Here is a 16,963-nt window from a genome sequence, read left to right as displayed (position 1 = left end):
TTTTCGCGTTACCGAGTAAAAAATTACTCAGCCACTACATTCACAACCAGTTTAGCGAATACTTCGCTATGAACCTGGAAGTCAACTTCGTGCTCACCGGTAGAACGCAGAACGCCGTTTGGCAGACGCACTTCGCTCTTAGCCACTTCAACGCCAGCTGCAGTCACTGCATCAGCGATGTCGCGAGTACCGATTGAACCGAACAGTTTACCTTCGTCGCCTGATTTAGACGCGATGGTAACGGTGCCCAGTGCATTGATTTTCTCTGCACGTGCGTTAGCAGCAGCCAGAACGTCAGCCAGTTTGGCTTCCAGTTCAGCGCGACGCGCTTCGAAGAACTCAACGTTTTTCTTGGTAGCAGGAACAGCTTTGCCCTGTGGAACCAGGAAGTTACGAGCGTAGCCCGCTTTAACGTTAACCTGATCACCCAGGCTGCCCAGGTTTGCTACTTTATCAAGCAGAATAACTTGCATTACCTTATCCTCTTAAAGTCGTTAATGGACAACTACCAATTACTGATGACGATCAGTGTATGGCAGCAGGGACAGGTAGCGAGCGCGCTTGATGCAACGAGCGAGCTGACGCTGGTATTTTGCACGAGTACCGGTGATACGGCTCGGGACAATTTTACCGCTTTCGGTAATGTAGTTTTTCAGTGTAGCGATGTCTTTGTAATCAATCTCTACAACGCCTTCCGCGGTGAAACGGCAGAATTTGCGACGACGGAAATAACGTGCCATTTGGCTAGTCTCCAGAATCTATCAATTCAATCTGCTCGGCATGTAACACCATTCTGCTCTGACCATTGCGTGCCTGATGGCAGCTAATGAAACCTTCGAGAACGAGTTGCGTACCGACCGTTATATGTTGAGTAATCACCTGATGGGTGCTGCCGCTGATAATCACCGGCATCTGACACCAGGCTTGCCGGTGAAAACCGGCTTCCTCCTGCACAGAACGGTGCTCAAGCACGAACTGGCAGTGAGGAATCCCTGACGGACTGACTTTTCGAACTGGCGTCTTGCACACAGTGCCTGACAGGCGCAGTCGATTTGCCGTCATGTCGGATTACTCTTCAGAATCCCCAGCATCTGAGTCATCTGATGATTCGTTAGCGAAGTCTTCGCGACGATCACGACGCTCATCTTTCGCTTTAACCATCGGAGATGCTTCAGTTACCGCGTGCTTAACGCGCATAACCATGCTGCGGATAACGGCGTCGTTGAAGCGGAAGTTAGTTTCCAGCTCGTCAATCACTTCCTGCGGTGCTTCTACGTTCAGCAGAACATAGTGAGCTTTGTGCAGTTTGTTGATTGGGTAAGCCAGCTGACGGCGGCCCCAGTCTTCCAGACGGTGAATCGTGCCCTGTGCACCGGTGATAGCACCAGTGTAACGCTCGATCATACCTGGAACCTGTTCGCTCTGGTCAGGATGGACCATAAATACGATTTCGTAATGACGCATCGATAGCTCCTTACGGATTATTCAGCCTCCTGTCGGGGTCAGCTGCGGCCCATGGAAGCAAGGAACGTTATAGGTTGTGAATCATTTAAATGAAACACACCTCTGAATGCAGCTGAAAAATTGACGCGTAATCATACTGGCGTCCCCCTGGAAACTCAAGCGCACAATTCATCAAATCGCGTGGGTCGTGCCAGTTAAGCGCACCTTTTGTGCTAAGGATTAAGATTCAGCAGGTTAGCGAGGGTTTATTCAAAATTGCTGATGGAGGCGTTCAACAGGGCGATCTGGCATCAATGTGGCGAAGAACTAAACTATTTACAGGCGCAACGGTTTGGCTTATTCGCGGCGTCTGAGAGTGTAATCCCTGGAGTGAGGAGTCGAATATGAAAACCATCATTTTCGCCACTTTACTGGGTCTCTTCCTGTCTCCACCCGCTTTCGCCAGCTCCGCTGACTACGCGCAGCAGATGAGAAGTAACAGCAGCAATGCGGCTTCAGGCTATGTCTATGTCAACCGGCTGGATGCGCCTGGCAGTAACCCAGTCAGTGCGAATACCAGTGCAGCAGATCGTCTGTCTTCACAACTGTAAATCGGATGACGTAACGGGCTGGCTCACTTTGCCAGCCCGAGTTGTTTCTACAGCTGATGTTTGAAAAAACTCACCAGTGCAGTCAGGGCTGAAGGCGTGATTTTGTGGCCGATGTGCTTTTCCGACAGGTAAGTCATTTTTTCATTCAACGCGGCTTCACGCAGCGCTTTCTCCAGCCGGACGGTTTCAGCGAACGGCACCACTTCATCGGCTTCACCGTGCCACAACAGCAGCGGGCGATTGGCCAGCTTATCCAGTTGCTGGCTGGGATCGTAAGGTGCCAGCGGCGCGAGGCGAGCAGCGAAGGCCTCTTTCTGTTCTGGCGTGCGCGCCACCAGCGGTGGGAACAGCGTATGGCTGAGCTGCATAAAGTAACCGGAGCCCATCATACAAGCGACGCTATGAATCTGCGGATAGCGCACCATCGCGCCCAACGCGGTCATGCCGCCCATCGAAGCACCAGCCACTGCAAAGCGCTCATCGGCAATCAAATCTTTCTCACGCAGCGCCGCTTCTAACTGTGGTACTTCGTCGATGTTCTGTTTGAGGATCTCCCAGAAGTGCGTCATACGCGCTTCGGTATCGCCGTTGTAGCGCGCGCCGTGCATGTCGGCATCCGGCATCACGACGCGAAACCCAGCCTGCGCCAGCGCCACCGCGAAGTAGCTGTACACTTCTTTGGATGAGGTAAAGCCGTGATAAAACAGGATGGTGGGTAACCGTGCCTGCCGCTGCCCGGCAGGAGCCGCATGAATACACTCAATACCTGCCAGGTTCTCCGTTGCCAACTCAATCATACCGCCTCCGTTGAGAATGATTATCACCCGTCACAGTGTAAGCGCTGAGCGACAAAACGCGAGCGACTTCACATTTAATCAGAATAATTTCTGTACTAAACCTTTTGCCGCATTTGCCGTTGATCTTGTACCCCTCCAATAGTCTTGAAATAGGTACTTTATGAAGCGTCTCTCTCTCAGCGCCATGGGTCTCGGCATTAAACTGTCTGTATTGACGTCTTTAAGCGTGGCGATTGTGCTGTTTACCCTGACCCTAACCCTGAGTCATAACGCGGCCCGTCAACTGGAGCAGCTGGCGACTGACGATATGCAAAATCAGGTGTTGGGCATCAATGAAATGGCCACCATGTTTAACGCCACGTTGTCTGAAGAAGTGGCGAACTACACCAAACTTTTCCAGAGCTTCCTGCCCAAGCGCTTTAGTCGTGATGAGAACGATCGCATTCAGGTCGGCGAATTCAGCACGCCTACGCTGCGCGCCGGGCTGAAAACCCTCAACCTCGATCAAATCGCGGTGGATGATTTTCTCGATCGCACCGGTGCGGTGTCGACCATCTTTGTGCGTGACGGTGAAGACTATGTCCGTATTGCTACCTCGCTGAAAAAACAGGACGGTAACCGCGCCATCGGCACCAAACTGGATCGCAGCAGCGCGGCATGGCGCAGCGTCAATCAGGGCGAAGTTTATCGCGGACTGGCCACGCTATTTGGCCATCGTTATATCACCCAGTATCAGCCGGTGCAGGATGAGAGCGGCGCGGTGATCGCTATTCTGTTCGTTGGCGTACAGATCGATACGCAATACGCCCTGATGCGCGACAAAGTGCTGGCGCGCCATCTCGGCGACAGTGGCAATTTCTTTGTGTTGAACGGTGCCGCCGGCAGCACGCAGGGACAGTATCTGTTTGATCGTCAATCAGAAGGCAAATTGCCGCGTTGGGATCAGACCGTCCAGCAGCAACTGTTAACCCAGCCAAAAGGGTTAATGAGTATTGAGCTCGATGGCGAGACTAAGTTATTGGCGTGGCAGCAACTGCCGGGCTGGAACTGGATTATTGCCGGAGAAGTGAGTCGTGCCAGCCTGCTGGCCCCGATAACCCAGAGCCGTAACCTGTTTATCGTGATTGGGCTTGCCCTGGTGATCGCTTTCGCCGTGGGCTTTATCTGGTATAGCCGACGCGCCATTACGCGCCCGTTGCAGCAGGTGATTCATCTGGCGGAGCAGTATGCGGCCGGTAATTTGCAGGCGCATCTTGATTCCACCCGCCGTGATGAAATTGGTCAACTGGTAGCGGCGATTAACGGCATCGGCGATGGGCTGGAAAAAGTGGTGAGTCAGGTTCGCTATGCGGCACGCGATATCAGCCGTGGCACTGACACCATCGCTGCCAGTAGCTCCAGCATCAGTGAACAGATCAGCCGCCAGGCGAGTAGCGTGGAAGAGACCTCTGCCAGCATGGAGCAGTTTGGTGCCACCGTGGCACAAACCGCGGCCAACGTGCGTCAGGCGATGGCGCTGGTCGGTGAAGCGGCCAACACCGTTGATCAAGGCGGCAGTACGGTGGCACGCTCGGTCGAAACTATGGCGGAGATCCGAGTGGCTTCACAAAGCATTGCTGATATCACCCATGTGATTGAATCCATTGCTTTCCAGACCAATATTCTGGCGCTGAACGCGGCGGTGGAAGCGGCGCGTGCCGGTGAGCATGGCAAAGGCTTTGCCGTGGTCGCAGCGGAAGTCCGTGCGCTGGCGCAACGCAGTGCCAATGCGGCTAAAGAGATCGATAACTTGATCGCCACCTCCATAGATAAAGTAGCGGCTGGCCATGCGCTGTCCGAGCAAACGCGCGATGCAATGCAGCATATCGTCAGCCATATTGAGCAGGTGAAAACGCTGATGGGCGAGATCAATATCGCCGCACAAGAGCAGGCAGCGGGCATTGGTCAGGTTAATCTGGCGATGAATCATATTGGCCAGGCGACGCACCAAAGCAGCGATATGATCACCCAATCGGAAACCACCGCGCAGACGCTAAGCCAGCAAGGTCATCATTTGACGCAGCTGGTGAGTGTTTTTCATCTTAAAGACTGATGTGAAGAAGGAAGATGGCCTAAACTGGAGCCATCTTCCTTTCCAGGAGCGTGTTATGCGTCGCTTTTTACTGGTGTTGAGCCTATTACTAACCGGATGTGCTGCGTTTAAAACCACGCCGGAAGCCCCACCGCCGCCCACCAGCCACGCGCAGGAAATCAGCCGCGCGCAAAGCTATGGCTTGCGCAAGCTGGGCAATATTACGGTCTCTACCCGTGGTTCACCGGATGATGCCCAGCGCGCACTGGTCGCACGCGCGAATCAGGCGGGCGCGGTTTACTACCAAATCCTGATGCTGGATGAAACCACGCTGCCCGGTTTTTGGTACGGTACTGCGATTCTCTATGGTGCGCCTTCAGCCAGCGCTGGCGCGCAACAGTAAGCGCGTGCAGAGGTCGTCACTCAACGAACGCCGCCCCCGCATATCCAGGTGTTGATCGCACCAGCCATCAGCCAACGGCGGTTCTGCCACTTTTAACAGAATCGCCGCGCTCGCCAGTTGTAACAGTTCCTGCGTCACCTCACGTGCCATACCTTCCCGCACATGGTTGAGCTGCAGCCTTAACTGGCGCCAGCGACGATCAAAGTGGCGATTGCTGCCTTTTACCGCTTCAAATTCATCGTTGAGCATGGTCATGACGTCCGCCTGGCGACCCAGCACGCGCAGCACGTCGAGGCACATCACGTTGCCAGAACCCTCCCAGATGCTATTAACCGGCATCTCACGGTACAGACGCGGCAGTTCACTCTCTTCGCAGTAGCCGATGCCGCCCAACACTTCCATCGATTCTGCCACAAACGGCATGCCCGCTTTGCAGATGCCAAACTTGGCGGCGGGGGTGAACAGTCGTGCGTACAAACGCTCGTGCTCGCTGGCGGGCGTGGACCATGCGCGTGATAATCGCATCAGTAGCGCGGTTTGCCCTTCCAGCTGCAAGGCCTGCTGCGCCAGCACGGTGCGCATTAATGGCTGATCGCTAAGGTTTTTGCCCATCACCTGACGCTGCTGCGCATGATGCAGGGCAATCGATAAGGCGCGGCGCATTAAGCCATGGCTGCCCAATGCGCAATCAAAGCGCGTCATGCCGCCCATTTTCAGGATCAGCCGCACGCCATCGCCCTCTTCGCCCATCAACCAGCCAATCGCATCCTGAAATTCCACTTCGGCGCTGGCATTAGAGCGGTTGCCGAGCTTGTCCTTCAGGCGCTCGATGCGAATCGCGTTGCGCGTGCCATCAGGCAGTAGACGCGGCAGAAAGAAACAGCTCAGCCCTTGCGAAGTCTGCGCCAGAATGAGATGCGCATCGCTTTGCGGCACAGAGAAAAACCATTTGTGACCGGTGATGCGATAAGGCTCGCCTGTGCCGTGCACACCAATCGGCTCCGCGCGCGTGCTGTTGCTGAGCACATCGGTTCCGCCCTGCTTCTCGGTCATACCCATGCCAATCAACAGGCCGCGCTTTTTGTTGCCCGGCTGGTGATGCGCATCGTAGCGATCGCTCAGCAGCGCCTCGCGCCAATCCGCGTAGGCTTCCGGCAGATGGTTTTGCAGTAGCGGAATGGCGGCGTGGGTCATGGTCACCGGACAGAGCGAACCCGCTTCGACCTGAGCATGCAGCATAAATCGCGCTGCACGCGCCACCATCGCATTGGGCTGCACATCGGGCTGCCAGCTGAGATTATGCAAACGGCTGGCACACAACCCCTGCATTAACAGATGCCAGGCCGGGTGAAAGCGCACCTCGTCCAGCCGCTCACCGCGTGCGTCGTAGCACTGCAGTTCCGGCGGTTGGGTATTCGCCAGCCGGCCTAACTCCAGTGATTCGGCGCTGCCCAGTTGCAATCCGACAGAGGCCAGCCATTCGCGGTCCCAGCCAGCACCCTCACGTGCCACGGCCTCGCACAAAGCGATATCGCGGGTGAATAAATTGCTGTTACTGAGAGGATGGGGCTGATTGAAAACGCTGTGGGTCGTCCAGGTCATAATGTGGCATCTCCCTCATAAAACGCATGGTTCAAGTATGAGGGGGATGTGCAGTTATGCCTGGCTCAGAAACACTTTTGCGGTGGGGATCACGCCAAACGCTGACGTACCGCTTCGAACAGGCAGACGCCGGTGGCGACAGAGACGTTCAGTGAAGAGACGCTGCCCGCCATTGGGATGCTGATCAGCTCATCGCAGTGCTCACGGGTCAGACGACGCATACCTTCACCTTCCGCGCCCATCACCAGCGCCATCGGGCCGGTCATTTTGCTCTGGTACACGGTGTGATCGGCTTCACCTGCGGTGCCAACTACCCAGATGTTGTACTCCTGCAGTAAACGCAGAGTACGCGCCAGGTTGGTGACACGGATCAGTGGCACGTTCTCAGCTGCACCACTGGCGACTTTTTTCGCGGTGGCATTCAGCGGGGCGGCACGATCTTTCGGCACGATGACGGCATGCACGCCCGCAGCATCGGCGCTACGCAGGCAGGCACCGAGATTATGCGGATCGGTAACGCCATCCAGTACCAGCAGAAACGGTTTTTCCAGGCTTTGCAGCAGATCCGGCAGATCGCCTTCCTGATAGTTTTTACCCTGTTTGACGCGTGCCACGATACCTTGATGCACACCGCCTTCCACCTGGCTGTCGAGCCATTGGCGGTTAGCCACCTGAACCACAATTCCCTGAGCTTCCAGTGCGGCAATCAGCGGCTGCAGGCGACGATCGTCACGGCCTTTGAGAATAAAGACTTCCTGGAAACGCTGAGGATCACGTTCCAGCAGCGCCTGCACGGCATGAATACCAAAAATTATTTCACTCATTTGTTTGCTCAAGGTTGGATGTATCGATTTGAAAATTTGAGTATTAATTTCGGTGCACATAACTGCGCACCCTACAAAACGCGCTGATTTAACGTACGCTCGTCGTCAAACACGCTGAACTAACTTAACGTCGCCATCACTACGCACTTATCCATGATCTGTCGCGCGGGCGCCATCACAGCACGCTGGCCTAACTTTGGGGCGCCGTTTAAGGCGACCCCAGCTTCAAAGTGCGATCAGGTCTTCAGGCTTCGCGAGCCAACCCTCAGGCTTCGTTAGGTTTCTTCTTCGACCCGCGCTTGGCCTTGGTGGCGGCGGCGATTTTACGGGTTTTCTCAGAGATTTTTTTGCCTTTTTTCTCAGTTTTTGCCGATTTTTCAGCAGGCGCATGCTGCTTCTTCTCGCTGCGGAACGCTGAATCTGGCTCGAAGGTGCCCTTTTTACCCGCATCACGACGACGTCTTGCGGGCGGCTTGCCGCCACGCTTCTCACGTTCGCGCTCGGTTTTACCCTCGCCGCGCGGTACGCGCTTGCTGGAGATGAGCGCAAAGTCGATTTTGCGCTCATCCATGTGCACCGCTTCCACACGCACTTCCACCGTATCGCCTAAACGATAAGTACGGCCACCAGATTCGCCAATCAGACGCTGACCAATTGGATCGAAACGGTAGTAATCGTTGTCCAGCGAAGAGACGTGCACCAGGCCATCGATAAACAGATCGTTGAGACGCACAAAGAAGCCAAAACCGGTCACGCTGGAGATCACGCCGCTAAACACGTTGCCAACCTGATCCTGCATGAAGTCACATTTCAGCCAGTCCGCGACATCTCGCGTGGCTTCATCAGCACGGCGTTCGGTCATCGAACAGTGCTGACCGAGCTGCAACATTTGCTGCATATCGTAGTGATAGCCGCCGTTTGGCGTGGTGTTACCTTTCAGCGTGCCCTGCTCTTTCGCCAGCAGGTATTTGATCGCGCGGTGTAGCAGCAGATCAGGGTAACGGCGAATCGGTGAGGTGAAGTGCGCATAGGACTGCAACGCCAGGCCAAAGTGACCACGGTTTTCAGGATCGTACACCGCTTGCTTCATTGAGCGCAGCAACATGGTTTGCAGCATTTCTGCATCGGGGCGATCGGCTACTTGCTTGAGCAATTCGGCATAGTCGACAGGCTGCGGTTTCGCGCCACCTGGCAGGCTCAAGCCCAGCTCGTTCAATACGGTGCGGAAGCTTTTGATACTATCTTCGGTTGGACGATCGTGATCGCGGAACAGTGACGGTTCCTGATGCTTCTCAACATAACGCGCCGAGGCGATGTTGGCGAGAATCATGCACTCTTCGATCAGCTTGTGCGCATCGTTACGCACGGTACGTTCAACGCGATCAATACGACGCTCCGCATTGAAGATAAATTTGGCCTCTTCAGTTTCGAAGGAGATGCCGCCACGCTGCTCACGTGCGGTTTCCAGCTCCTGATACATGTGATGCAGCTCTTCAAGGTGTTTCACCTGCGCGGCATACTGCTCACGCAGCTCGGTATCGCCCTGCAGAATGTTCCACACCTTGGTGTAGGTCAGACGCGCATGGGAGTTCATCACCGCCTCGTAGTGCTTATAGCCGGTGAGCTTGCCGCTGGAAGAGATGGTCATCTCGCATACCATGCAGAGGCGATCAACCTGCGGGTTCAGCGAGCACAGTCCGTTGGAGAGGATCTCCGGCAGCATCGGCACCACTTGCGATGGGAAGTAGACCGAGGTGCCGCGTTGATGCGCTTCGTTATCTAACGCTGTGCCTGGGCGCACGTAATAACTGACGTCAGCAATCGCCACCCATAGACGCCAGCCGCCACCGCGTTTTTTCTCGCAGTAAACGGCATCATCGAAGTCACGCGCATCTTCACCATCGATGGTGACGAGCGGTAACTCACGCAGATCGACGCGACCTTTTTTAGCGGCTTCAGGCACCTGCTCTTGCAGTTTCGAAATCTCTTTCTCAACTTCTTCTGGCCAGGTGTGTGGGATCTCGTGGGTGCGCAGCGCCATATCGACCGCAAGACCGGTGCCCATGTTATCGCCGAGAATCTCGGTGACCTTACCGATGGCTTTGGTGCGACGGGTTGAGCGCTGGACGATCTCTACAACCACCACCGAGCCCATACGCGCGCCCTGGGTTTCTTCCTGCGGGATCAGAATGTCGAAGCTCAGGCGGCTGTCATCCGGCACCACAAATCCAGTACCGGCATCGGTAAAGTAACGGCCAACGATCTGGCTGTTACGGGGTTCCAGCACGCGCACCACGCGTGCCTCGCGACGACCTTTTCGATCCGCGCTGCCTGGCTGTGCCAGAATCACATCACCGTGCAGGCAAAATTTCATCTGCTCAGCAGAGAGATAGAAATCATCTTTCTGGCCTTCGACGCGCAGGAAGCCATAGCCATCACGATGGCCAATCACTTTGCCGCGCAGTAAGTCGAGGCGTTCTGGCAGGGCGTAACATTGACGACGGGTAAACACCAGCTGACCGTCACGCTCCATGGCGCGCAGACGACGGCGCAGCGCTTCGAGCTGCTCTTCGCTGGTGATATTCAATTCCTGGGCAATTTCATCGCGATTGATGGGTTTCTCACGCTTTTCTAACAGCGCCAGAATAAATTCGCGGCTTGGAATGGGGTTGTCGTACTTTTCTGCTTCTCTATCCTGGTAAGGATCTTTTGACATTACGGTTCCTCCGATGTCATTTAATTTGGATTGCCACCGGCGGTTCGGACAATAAAATTTGGTACAGTGAATCGTTATCTTTGACCAGATCGGCCAACGTATAGTTATCCAGCTCTTTGAGGAATAACTGGACCGCATCGTGCAGCGCCTTGCGCAGACGACAGGCCGGTGTGATGGCGCACTCTTCACAGTTCACCAGCTGCAAAGGCTCCATTTTTCTCACAACCTGACCAATCACGATTTTTTCCGGGTCCATGCCTAAACGAATTCCGCCGTTTTTACCGCGTGTCGCGGCGACAAAGCCAGCCCGGCTGAGTTGGTTGATGATTTTAACCATATGGTTACGCGACACCCCGTAGGTATCGGTGACTTCGGTAATGTTGGTCTGCTTACCTTCCGGCAACGTCGCCATGTAAATCAGCGCACGCAGACCATAATCGGTGAAACTCGTTAGCTGCACATATACCTCGGTGAATCATCGGGCGTTAGGGTTATGCGCCGGTCGGCGTGGTATTTAAGTATGATGATAAACCAGAGCGTGGAAGCCGGTGCGTTTTTTCTTAAGCAAGTATCGATAATTGCAAGAAAAAAGAGAGTGAGCGGAGTCAAAGAGCGGATAAACAAAGGCCGGACAGTGTCCGGCCATGTCAGATTATGCGTCGAACGGGTCGCGCAAAATCATGGTCTCACTACGGTCCGGGCCAGTTGAAATAATATCAATCGGCACACCGGTCACTTCTTCTACACGCTTGATGTAGTCACGCGCGGCCTGTGGCAGACCTTCCAGCGTTTTCACACCAAAGGTGGTTTCGCTCCAGCCTGGCATGGTTTCGTAGATTGGCTCAATACCTTCCCAACCTTCCGCTGCCAGTGGCGTGGTGGTCATCTCGCGGCCATCCGGCATGCGATAAGCCACACAGATTTTCACTTCTTTCAGGCCATCCAGCACGTCCAGTTTGGTCATGCAGAAACCTGACAGGGAGTTGATCTGTACTGCGCGACGAACGGCAACCGCATCCAGCCAGCCGGTACGACGACGACGACCGGTGGTCGCGCCAAATTCGTGGCCCTGTGCACACAGGAACTCGCCAGTTTCGTCAAACAGTTCGGTAGGGAATGGACCCGCACCAACACGCGTTGAGTAAGCTTTAACGATACCCAGCACGTAATCAACATAACGTGGGCCAATACCGGAGCCCGTTGCCACGCCACCTGCGGTGGTGTTAGACGAGGTCACATACGGATAAGTACCGTGGTCGATATCCAGCAGCGTACCCTGTGCGCCTTCGAACATGATCAGATCGCCACGCTTGCGCGCACCGTCCAACAGGTCAGAAACGTCAACCACCATGCTGGTCAGAATGTCAGCCACAGCCAACGTATCGCTCAGCACTTTTTCGTAGTCAACCGCATCAGTTTTGTAGTAGTTAACCAGCTGGAAGTTGTAGAAATCGACGATTTCTTTCAGCTTAACGGCGAAGGTTTCTTTGTTGAAGAGGTCGCTCACGCGCAGACCGCGACGTGCAACTTTATCTTCGTAAGCTGGACCGATACCACGACCGGTGGTACCAATCGCTTTGGCGCCACGCGCTTTTTCGCGCGCCACGTCCATCGCGACGTGATATTGCAGAATCAGTGGACATGCTTCAGAGATCAGCAGACGTTCACGTACCGGCACACCGCGCTCTTCCAGACCTTTCATCTCTTTCATCAGCGCTTCAGGCGACAATACAACACCATTACCAATGATGCTGGTTACGTTATCACGCAGGATGCCAGATGGAATTAAGTGGAGGACGGTTTTTTCACCGTTGATGACAAGTGTATGGCCTGCATTGTGGCCACCCTGGTAACGCACAACGAAATTCGCGCGTTCAGTCAGAAGGTCTACGATCTTACCTTTACCTTCGTCACCCCATTGGGTGCCCAGTACGACGACGTTCTTACCCATTTTTTCAAAATCACCGATTGCTTAAAAATGGATTCTACCATCGGTTTTGCTCACTTTCAGCACTTTTAGCATACGATTGCGCGGTTTTTTGCCCGCGTTTTGATCAATACAACATGTTGGGGGAAACATCGACTGCAAGACACAATTTAGCCGTGCGTTATCGCTCAAATTTAACGCTATGCGCTCGCGTGCACGCTCAGCATGTAATAAATCACCACGCCCGCTACCACTAATCCACCACCAAAACGATGCAGGATGCGATCGGGCAACTGCGCCATAGACAGAATCATGCGGCGCCAGATACGCGGCAGAAACATCGGACCCAGCCCTTCCAGCACCAGAACTAATGCCAGCGCCATCCAGATGGTTGTGTTCATTCTATTTTTCCCAAAAAAAAGGCCGACAACATTGTCGGCCTCAAGGTTATATCAGTTCTTAACGCGCGGTGTTAGTCGGTGCCTTCATAAAGCGGAAGAAATCGCTATCCGGGCTCAACACCATCACATCCTGGTTATCAGAGAAGCTGTTCTCGTAAGCACGCAGGCTGCGGATAAAGGCATAGAAATCAGGATCCTGACCGAAAGCATCTGCAAACAGTTTTGCTGCCTGCGCATCACCTTCACCACGTGAAATCAATGCCTGACGCTGGGCTTCAGCCAAAGTACGTGTGACCTGGTAATCCGCCTGAGCACGCAGTTTTTCAGCCTCTTCCTGACCTTGTGAACGCTGGCTACGGGCAACCGCTTCACGCTCAGCGCGCATACGGTTGTAGATAGCATCAGACACTTCAGCTGGCAGGTTGATCTGCTTAATGCGTACGTCAACCACCTGAATACCCAGGGCAGCCATACTGTTCGGGTTCGGTGCTGGCTCGCTGCTGTTGGTTTCACGCTCTACGCGGGCTGCCGCGCTGGCAATCGCATCATCTGCGGCTGGCGTCTGCACTTCGTCATCACTGCCTGCGGTACCGGTGTTCAACGCATCACGCACGTCGGTGGTCAAACGACCACGTGAATCCGTCACGATGTCTTTCACATCCAGGCGACCCATCTCAGAGCGCAGACGGTCACTAAACTTACGTTTCAGCAACACTTCAGCCTGAGAAACATCACCACCGCCAGTTGCCAGGTAGTAGCGGCTAAAATCACTGATACGCCACTTGATGTAGGAATCAACGATCAGGTCTTTCTTCTCTTTGGTAACAAAGCGATCGGCCTGGTTGTCCATGGTCTGGATACGTGCATCCAGCGACTTCACAGTTTCAATGAATGGGATCTTGAAATGCAGACCCGGCTCATAAACCTGCGGCTTGTTCTCGCTATCGCGCAGAACTTTACCGAAGCGCAGCACGATACCGCGCTCACCTTCTTGCACCACAAACAGCGATGCGTACAGCGCCACCAGGACGACAATAATTACGGCAATAATTGGCTTACGCATCGATTACTCCCTCCCTGCGCGCTGGGTATCGTTGCGTAACGCATTGGCGCGACGCTGGTCCATGATGCTGCTCGGACTATAAGACGAAGAGTCATCATTGCTGGCACTGCTGCCAGACGAAGGCAGCTTCATCAAATTAGTGTTTTTCTGGCCTGCCTGGCTGCCAGAAATCTGACCACCACGCATCAGTTGATCCAGCGGCAGCACCATCAGGCTGTTACCACGGTCATTAACCAGGACTTTACGCGTATGGCTCAGCACGCGTTCCATGCTTTCGATATACAGACGCTCTTTGGTGATTTGCGGTGCGGCTTTGTATTCCGGCAGCAGTAAAGCAAAGCGTGCCACTTCACCCTGAGCTTCTAACACCGTACGCTCTTTGTAAGCGCGGGCTTCTTCCAGAATACGCTGCGCCTGACCGTTCGCACGCGGCTGCACTTCATTTGAATAGGCTTCTGCTTCACGCACGTACTGCTCACGGTTTTCGCGTGCGGCGATGGCATCGTCAAACGAGGCCTTCACTTCTTCCGGTGGACGTGCCGCCTGGAAGTTGACGTCAAGCAGGGTAATACCCATGTTGTAAGGACGGATGGTTTCATCCAGCTCACGTTGCGTCTCGCTGCGCACCACGGTACGACCTTCAGTGAGGATACGATCCATGGTAGAACGACCAATCACCCCGCGCAGTGCACTGTCGGTGGCCTGACGCAGACTGTCGTCAGCGCTGGTGACCGCATACAAATATTGCTCAGGATTGGTCACGCGGTACTGCACGTTCATTTCAACGCGCACCACGTTTTCGTCCGAAGTCAGCATCACGCCAGAGGCGGCCAGTTCACGCACGGCTTCAACGTTAACGGCACGCACCTGATCGATAAAGGTTGGCTTCCAGTTCAGGCCCGGCTCAACCAGATGGCTGAACTTACCAAAACGGGTCACAACGCCACGTTCTGCTTCTTTGATGGTGTAGAAACCGCTGGCAGCCCAGATGACCACTGCGGCTACGGCAACGATGCCAACCAGTTTGCCACCGCTACCGCCGCCGCGCTGGCCATTGTTGTCACTCTGTTTGCCACCGCCCAGTCCGCCGAGTTTTTTACTCAGCTTACGGAAGATATCATCCAGATCAGGAGGCCCCTGATCGCGCCCTCCCTTATTTCCCCCAGAGTTGCCGCCTTGATTATTGCTGCTTCCCCACGGGTCGCGGTCCTGTCCGTTATTTCCGGGCTGATTCCACGCCATGTTTCTACTCCATTTATTGTATTTACGTTTTTTACCCTTCCTCTTTCGAATTGCGGCCCAGAGAAATAATTGCAGCAATTTTCAACAAGTTAGGTAAAGGCGTTAGGGCAATATCAAACAATATAACTGGCTAATGACGGTTCCTGTTTGCACAAACGACGCCAGTCAACGATTGGCATTCGCACATGCATACCTACAGAACCATCATCTTCATTCCATTCTTTCTCAATCGCCTGCAGTTGGTAGAAGCGGCTGCGCAAACGGCCCGCTTCTGGCGGCAGACGTAAATCATACTGCGCAATTTCACCGGCTAAGCGTTCAGACAGCGCCTGCCAAAGTAAGGGTAGACCTTCACCGCTCTGAGCAGAAAGCCAGACGCGTGTCGGCTTATTCTCTTCATCACGATCAATACGCGGCACAAAACCGTCCAGCATGTCGATTTTATTCATAATCAACAGCGTGGGAATTTCATCCGATTCGATTTCTGCCAATACTTCATTAACGGCGTCGATGTTGTCGTTGACGCGCAAATCGGCAGCGTCAATCACGTGCAGCAAGAGCGTCGCCTGACGTGTTTCCTGCAGTGTGGCTTTAAAGGCCGCCACTAAGTCATGCGGTAAGTGGCGAATAAACCCAACGGTATCCGCTAAAACCACCTCACCCACGTCTGCCACATTCAGGCGACGCAGTGTCGGATCGAGGGTCGCAAACAGCTGATCGGCCGCATATACATTGGCTGACGTCACCGCATTGAACAGGGTAGATTTGCCGGCGTTGGTGTATCCCACCAGCGAAACGGTCGGCACATCGGCTTTGGCGCGTGCTTGTCGGCCCTGTTCGCGCTGCTTCTCCACACGCTCAAGGCGAGAAAGGATGAGACTAATGCGATTACGCAGTAAGCGGCGGTCCGTTTCCAGCTGCGTTTCACCGGGACCACGTAAACCAATACCGCCTTTTTGGCGCTCAAGGTGCGTCCATCCACGCACCAAACGGGTTGCCATGTGGCGTAACTGTGCAAGCTCGACCTGTAATTTACCCTCATGGGTACGGGCGCGCTGAGCAAAAATATCGAGAATTAAGCCAGTGCGGTCGACAACGCGACATTCACACACTCGCTCGAGATTACGTTCCTGGGCAGGCGATAAGGCATGATCGAATAATACGACCGATGCTCCACTCGCTTTCACCGCATCGGCAATTTCAACTGCCTTTCCTTCACCGACAAAATATTTGGGATGTGGCGCTTTACGGCTGCCAGTAATCACATGCAGCGCTTCGACGCCCGCAGAAGAGACAAGAGTTTCGAACTCCTGCAAATCTTCCAGCTCTTTGTCTTGGGAGAACCAGATGTGTACCAGTACGGCCTGCTCACCGGCATCATAACGGTCAAACAAGCTATAACCTCGCTAAAATAAAATAACCAGGACGGGAAAACGCTTTCGCTCCCCAGCCCTGGCTTTACGGCAGCGCAAAATTATTCTGCGTTATCGCCGTCTTGTTGTGGCTGCGACTGAGCGCCCTGGTTGCTTCCGCTATGGTGGTAATTGCTGCTGCCACCGCTACCGCCCGGGTTGTTGCTATGGTGCGAAACCGGACGAGAAGGAACCACTGTAGAGATGGCGTGCTTGTACACCATCTGGCTAACCGTGTTTTTCAACAGAATGACGAACTGATCAAAGGATTCAATTTGTCCTTGCAGCTTAATACCATTCACCAAATAGATCGAAACCGGTACACGTTCACGACGCAATGCGTTCAAAAACGGGTCTTGTAATGATTGCCCCTTAGCCATTCTATCTTTTCCTTATATGCTTGTTGTTTGTTACTTTAAGAACCGTGGTTCAGAAAAACTGCGTAAAAATT

Annotated in this window: 18 protein-coding genes; 3 read left to right on the top strand and 15 right to left on the bottom strand. The window is 54.1% G+C overall.

The window, feature by feature from the left end; all coding sequences use genetic code 11:
• Nucleotides 1-23: 23 nt before the first annotated feature.
• The 4 genes from rplI to rpsF are packed head-to-tail and all read right to left on the bottom strand — an operon-like array spanning nucleotide 24 to nucleotide 1,464.
• Complete coding sequence (rplI, locus tag WFP70_RS11140) at nucleotides 24-473, bottom strand: 50S ribosomal protein L9 (protein WP_034829315.1); 450 nt, start codon at nucleotides 471-473, stop codon at nucleotides 24-26.
• A gap of 39 nt (nucleotides 474-512) precedes the next feature.
• Nucleotides 513-740 (bottom strand): 30S ribosomal protein S18, encoded by a 228-nt coding sequence (rpsR, locus tag WFP70_RS11135; protein WP_002210155.1) that lies wholly within the window; start codon nucleotides 738-740, stop codon nucleotides 513-515.
• A gap of 4 nt (nucleotides 741-744) precedes the next feature.
• The gene (priB, locus tag WFP70_RS11130) at nucleotides 745-1,062 is read right to left on the bottom strand and encodes a primosomal replication protein N (protein WP_034829319.1); all 318 of its coding nucleotides are present in this window, start codon (nucleotides 1,060-1,062) and stop codon (nucleotides 745-747) included.
• A 6-nt stretch (nucleotides 1,063-1,068) separates the two neighbouring features.
• On the bottom strand, nucleotides 1,069-1,464 hold the full coding sequence (gene rpsF / locus WFP70_RS11125) for a 30S ribosomal protein S6 (RefSeq protein ID WP_034829324.1): 396 nt from the start codon (nucleotides 1,462-1,464) through the stop codon (nucleotides 1,069-1,071).
• A 383-nt stretch (nucleotides 1,465-1,847) separates the two neighbouring features.
• Here rpsF and WFP70_RS11120 point away from each other — a divergent pair, with 383 nt between their 5' ends.
• Nucleotides 1,848-2,054: a hypothetical protein gene (locus tag WFP70_RS11120; RefSeq protein WP_034829327.1), complete on the top strand. Its 207-nt coding sequence runs from the start codon at nucleotides 1,848-1,850 to the stop codon at nucleotides 2,052-2,054.
• Nucleotides 2,055-2,101: 47 nt separating this feature from the next.
• Here WFP70_RS11120 and yjfP read toward each other — a convergent pair whose 3' ends face one another.
• Nucleotides 2,102-2,851 (bottom strand): esterase, encoded by a 750-nt coding sequence (gene yjfP / locus WFP70_RS11115; protein ID WP_097119493.1) that lies wholly within the window; start codon nucleotides 2,849-2,851, stop codon nucleotides 2,102-2,104.
• A gap of 160 nt (nucleotides 2,852-3,011) precedes the next feature.
• On the opposite strand from yjfP, the gene WFP70_RS11110 reads away from it, so the two are divergent.
• Both WFP70_RS11110 and bsmA read left to right on the top strand, forming a co-directional pair.
• Nucleotides 3,012-4,943 (top strand): methyl-accepting chemotaxis protein, encoded by a 1,932-nt coding sequence (locus tag WFP70_RS11110; protein WP_337023436.1) that lies wholly within the window; start codon nucleotides 3,012-3,014, stop codon nucleotides 4,941-4,943.
• A 55-nt stretch (nucleotides 4,944-4,998) separates the two neighbouring features.
• Nucleotides 4,999-5,325 carry a biofilm peroxide resistance protein BsmA gene (bsmA, locus tag WFP70_RS11105; protein WP_337023437.1) on the top strand — a complete coding sequence of 109 codons (327 nt, stop codon included), beginning with the start codon at nucleotides 4,999-5,001 and terminating at the stop codon, nucleotides 5,323-5,325.
• On the opposite strand, the gene WFP70_RS11100 is transcribed toward bsmA, so the two are convergent.
• The 10 genes from WFP70_RS11100 to hfq all read right to left on the bottom strand — a co-directional run bounded on the left by WFP70_RS11100 (nucleotide 5,299) and on the right by hfq (nucleotide 16,892).
• Complete coding sequence (locus WFP70_RS11100) at nucleotides 5,299-6,927, bottom strand: isovaleryl-CoA dehydrogenase (RefSeq protein ID WP_337023438.1); 1,629 nt, start codon at nucleotides 6,925-6,927, stop codon at nucleotides 5,299-5,301. The genes bsmA and WFP70_RS11100 overlap by 27 nt on opposite strands.
• Before the next feature lie 89 nt (nucleotides 6,928-7,016).
• Complete coding sequence (rlmB, locus tag WFP70_RS11095; RefSeq protein ID WP_034829342.1) at nucleotides 7,017-7,751, bottom strand: 23S rRNA (guanosine(2251)-2'-O)-methyltransferase RlmB; 735 nt, start codon at nucleotides 7,749-7,751, stop codon at nucleotides 7,017-7,019.
• Between the two features lie 265 nt (nucleotides 7,752-8,016).
• A complete protein-coding gene (rnr, locus tag WFP70_RS11090) occupies nucleotides 8,017-10,467 on the bottom strand; it encodes a ribonuclease R (protein WP_337023439.1) in 2,451 nt (816 codons plus the stop codon).
• Between the two features lie 16 nt (nucleotides 10,468-10,483).
• Nucleotides 10,484-10,927 (bottom strand): nitric oxide-sensing transcriptional repressor NsrR, encoded by a 444-nt coding sequence (nsrR, locus tag WFP70_RS11085; RefSeq protein ID WP_034829346.1) that lies wholly within the window; start codon nucleotides 10,925-10,927, stop codon nucleotides 10,484-10,486.
• Between the two features lie 192 nt (nucleotides 10,928-11,119).
• A complete protein-coding gene (locus WFP70_RS11080) occupies nucleotides 11,120-12,418 on the bottom strand; it encodes an adenylosuccinate synthase (RefSeq protein WP_034829348.1) in 1,299 nt (432 codons plus the stop codon).
• Between the two features lie 176 nt (nucleotides 12,419-12,594).
• Entirely contained in the window at nucleotides 12,595-12,795 is a 201-nt protein-coding gene (locus tag WFP70_RS11075; protein ID WP_034829350.1) for a DUF2065 domain-containing protein, read from the bottom strand.
• Between the two features lie 58 nt (nucleotides 12,796-12,853).
• Nucleotides 12,854-13,858 carry a protease modulator HflC gene (gene hflC / locus WFP70_RS11070; RefSeq protein WP_034829352.1) on the bottom strand — a complete coding sequence of 335 codons (1,005 nt, stop codon included), beginning with the start codon at nucleotides 13,856-13,858 and terminating at the stop codon, nucleotides 12,854-12,856.
• Nucleotides 13,859-13,861: 3 nt separating this feature from the next.
• The gene (gene hflK / locus WFP70_RS11065) at nucleotides 13,862-15,100 is read right to left on the bottom strand and encodes an FtsH protease activity modulator HflK (protein WP_034829354.1); all 1,239 of its coding nucleotides are present in this window, start codon (nucleotides 15,098-15,100) and stop codon (nucleotides 13,862-13,864) included.
• Between the two features lie 113 nt (nucleotides 15,101-15,213).
• Nucleotides 15,214-16,494 carry a ribosome rescue GTPase HflX gene (gene hflX / locus WFP70_RS11060; protein ID WP_160868577.1) on the bottom strand — a complete coding sequence of 427 codons (1,281 nt, stop codon included), beginning with the start codon at nucleotides 16,492-16,494 and terminating at the stop codon, nucleotides 15,214-15,216.
• 80 nt (nucleotides 16,495-16,574) lie between these two features.
• A complete protein-coding gene (hfq, locus tag WFP70_RS11055) occupies nucleotides 16,575-16,892 on the bottom strand; it encodes an RNA chaperone Hfq (protein ID WP_034829366.1) in 318 nt (105 codons plus the stop codon).
• Nucleotides 16,893-16,963 lie beyond the last annotated feature (71 nt).

It is taken from the genome of Pantoea sp. USMM079, from assembly GCF_037153115.1.
GTDB classification, from domain to species: domain Bacteria; phylum Pseudomonadota; class Gammaproteobacteria; order Enterobacterales; family Enterobacteriaceae; genus Pantoea; species Pantoea communis.
Note: the sequence above shows the minus strand (reverse complement) of the source record. Positions and strands in the feature narration are given on the sequence as shown.

Excerpts from the sequence above, each read along its gene's own strand:
- rlmB (WP_034829342.1), bottom strand. The coding sequence starts at position 7,751 with ATGAGTGAAATAATTTTTGGTATTCATGCCGTGCAGGCGCTGCTGGAA.
- bsmA (WP_337023437.1), top strand. The coding sequence starts at position 4,999 with ATGCGTCGCTTTTTACTGGTGTTGAGCCTATTACTAACCGGATGTGCT.
- WFP70_RS11110 (WP_337023436.1), top strand. The coding sequence starts at position 3,012 with ATGAAGCGTCTCTCTCTCAGCGCCATGGGTCTCGGCATTAAACTGTCT.
- rnr (WP_337023439.1), bottom strand. The coding sequence starts at position 10,467 with ATGTCAAAAGATCCTTACCAGGATAGAGAAGCAGAAAAGTACGACAAC.
- hflK (WP_034829354.1), bottom strand. The coding sequence starts at position 15,100 with ATGGCGTGGAATCAGCCCGGAAATAACGGACAGGACCGCGACCCGTGG.
- WFP70_RS11075 (WP_034829350.1), bottom strand. The coding sequence starts at position 12,795 with ATGAACACAACCATCTGGATGGCGCTGGCATTAGTTCTGGTGCTGGAA.
- rpsF (WP_034829324.1), bottom strand. The coding sequence starts at position 1,464 with ATGCGTCATTACGAAATCGTATTTATGGTCCATCCTGACCAGAGCGAA.
- hflC (WP_034829352.1), bottom strand. The coding sequence starts at position 13,858 with ATGCGTAAGCCAATTATTGCCGTAATTATTGTCGTCCTGGTGGCGCTG.
- hfq (WP_034829366.1), bottom strand. The coding sequence starts at position 16,892 with ATGGCTAAGGGGCAATCATTACAAGACCCGTTTTTGAACGCATTGCGT.
- yjfP (WP_097119493.1), bottom strand. The coding sequence starts at position 2,851 with ATGATTGAGTTGGCAACGGAGAACCTGGCAGGTATTGAGTGTATTCAT.
- rpsR (WP_002210155.1), bottom strand. The coding sequence starts at position 740 with ATGGCACGTTATTTCCGTCGTCGCAAATTCTGCCGTTTCACCGCGGAA.
- rplI (WP_034829315.1), bottom strand. The coding sequence starts at position 473 with ATGCAAGTTATTCTGCTTGATAAAGTAGCAAACCTGGGCAGCCTGGGT.
- WFP70_RS11120 (WP_034829327.1), top strand. The coding sequence starts at position 1,848 with ATGAAAACCATCATTTTCGCCACTTTACTGGGTCTCTTCCTGTCTCCA.
- priB (WP_034829319.1), bottom strand. The coding sequence starts at position 1,062 with ATGACGGCAAATCGACTGCGCCTGTCAGGCACTGTGTGCAAGACGCCA.
- WFP70_RS11080 (WP_034829348.1), bottom strand. The coding sequence starts at position 12,418 with ATGGGTAAGAACGTCGTCGTACTGGGCACCCAATGGGGTGACGAAGGT.
- WFP70_RS11100 (WP_337023438.1), bottom strand. The coding sequence starts at position 6,927 with ATGACCTGGACGACCCACAGCGTTTTCAATCAGCCCCATCCTCTCAGT.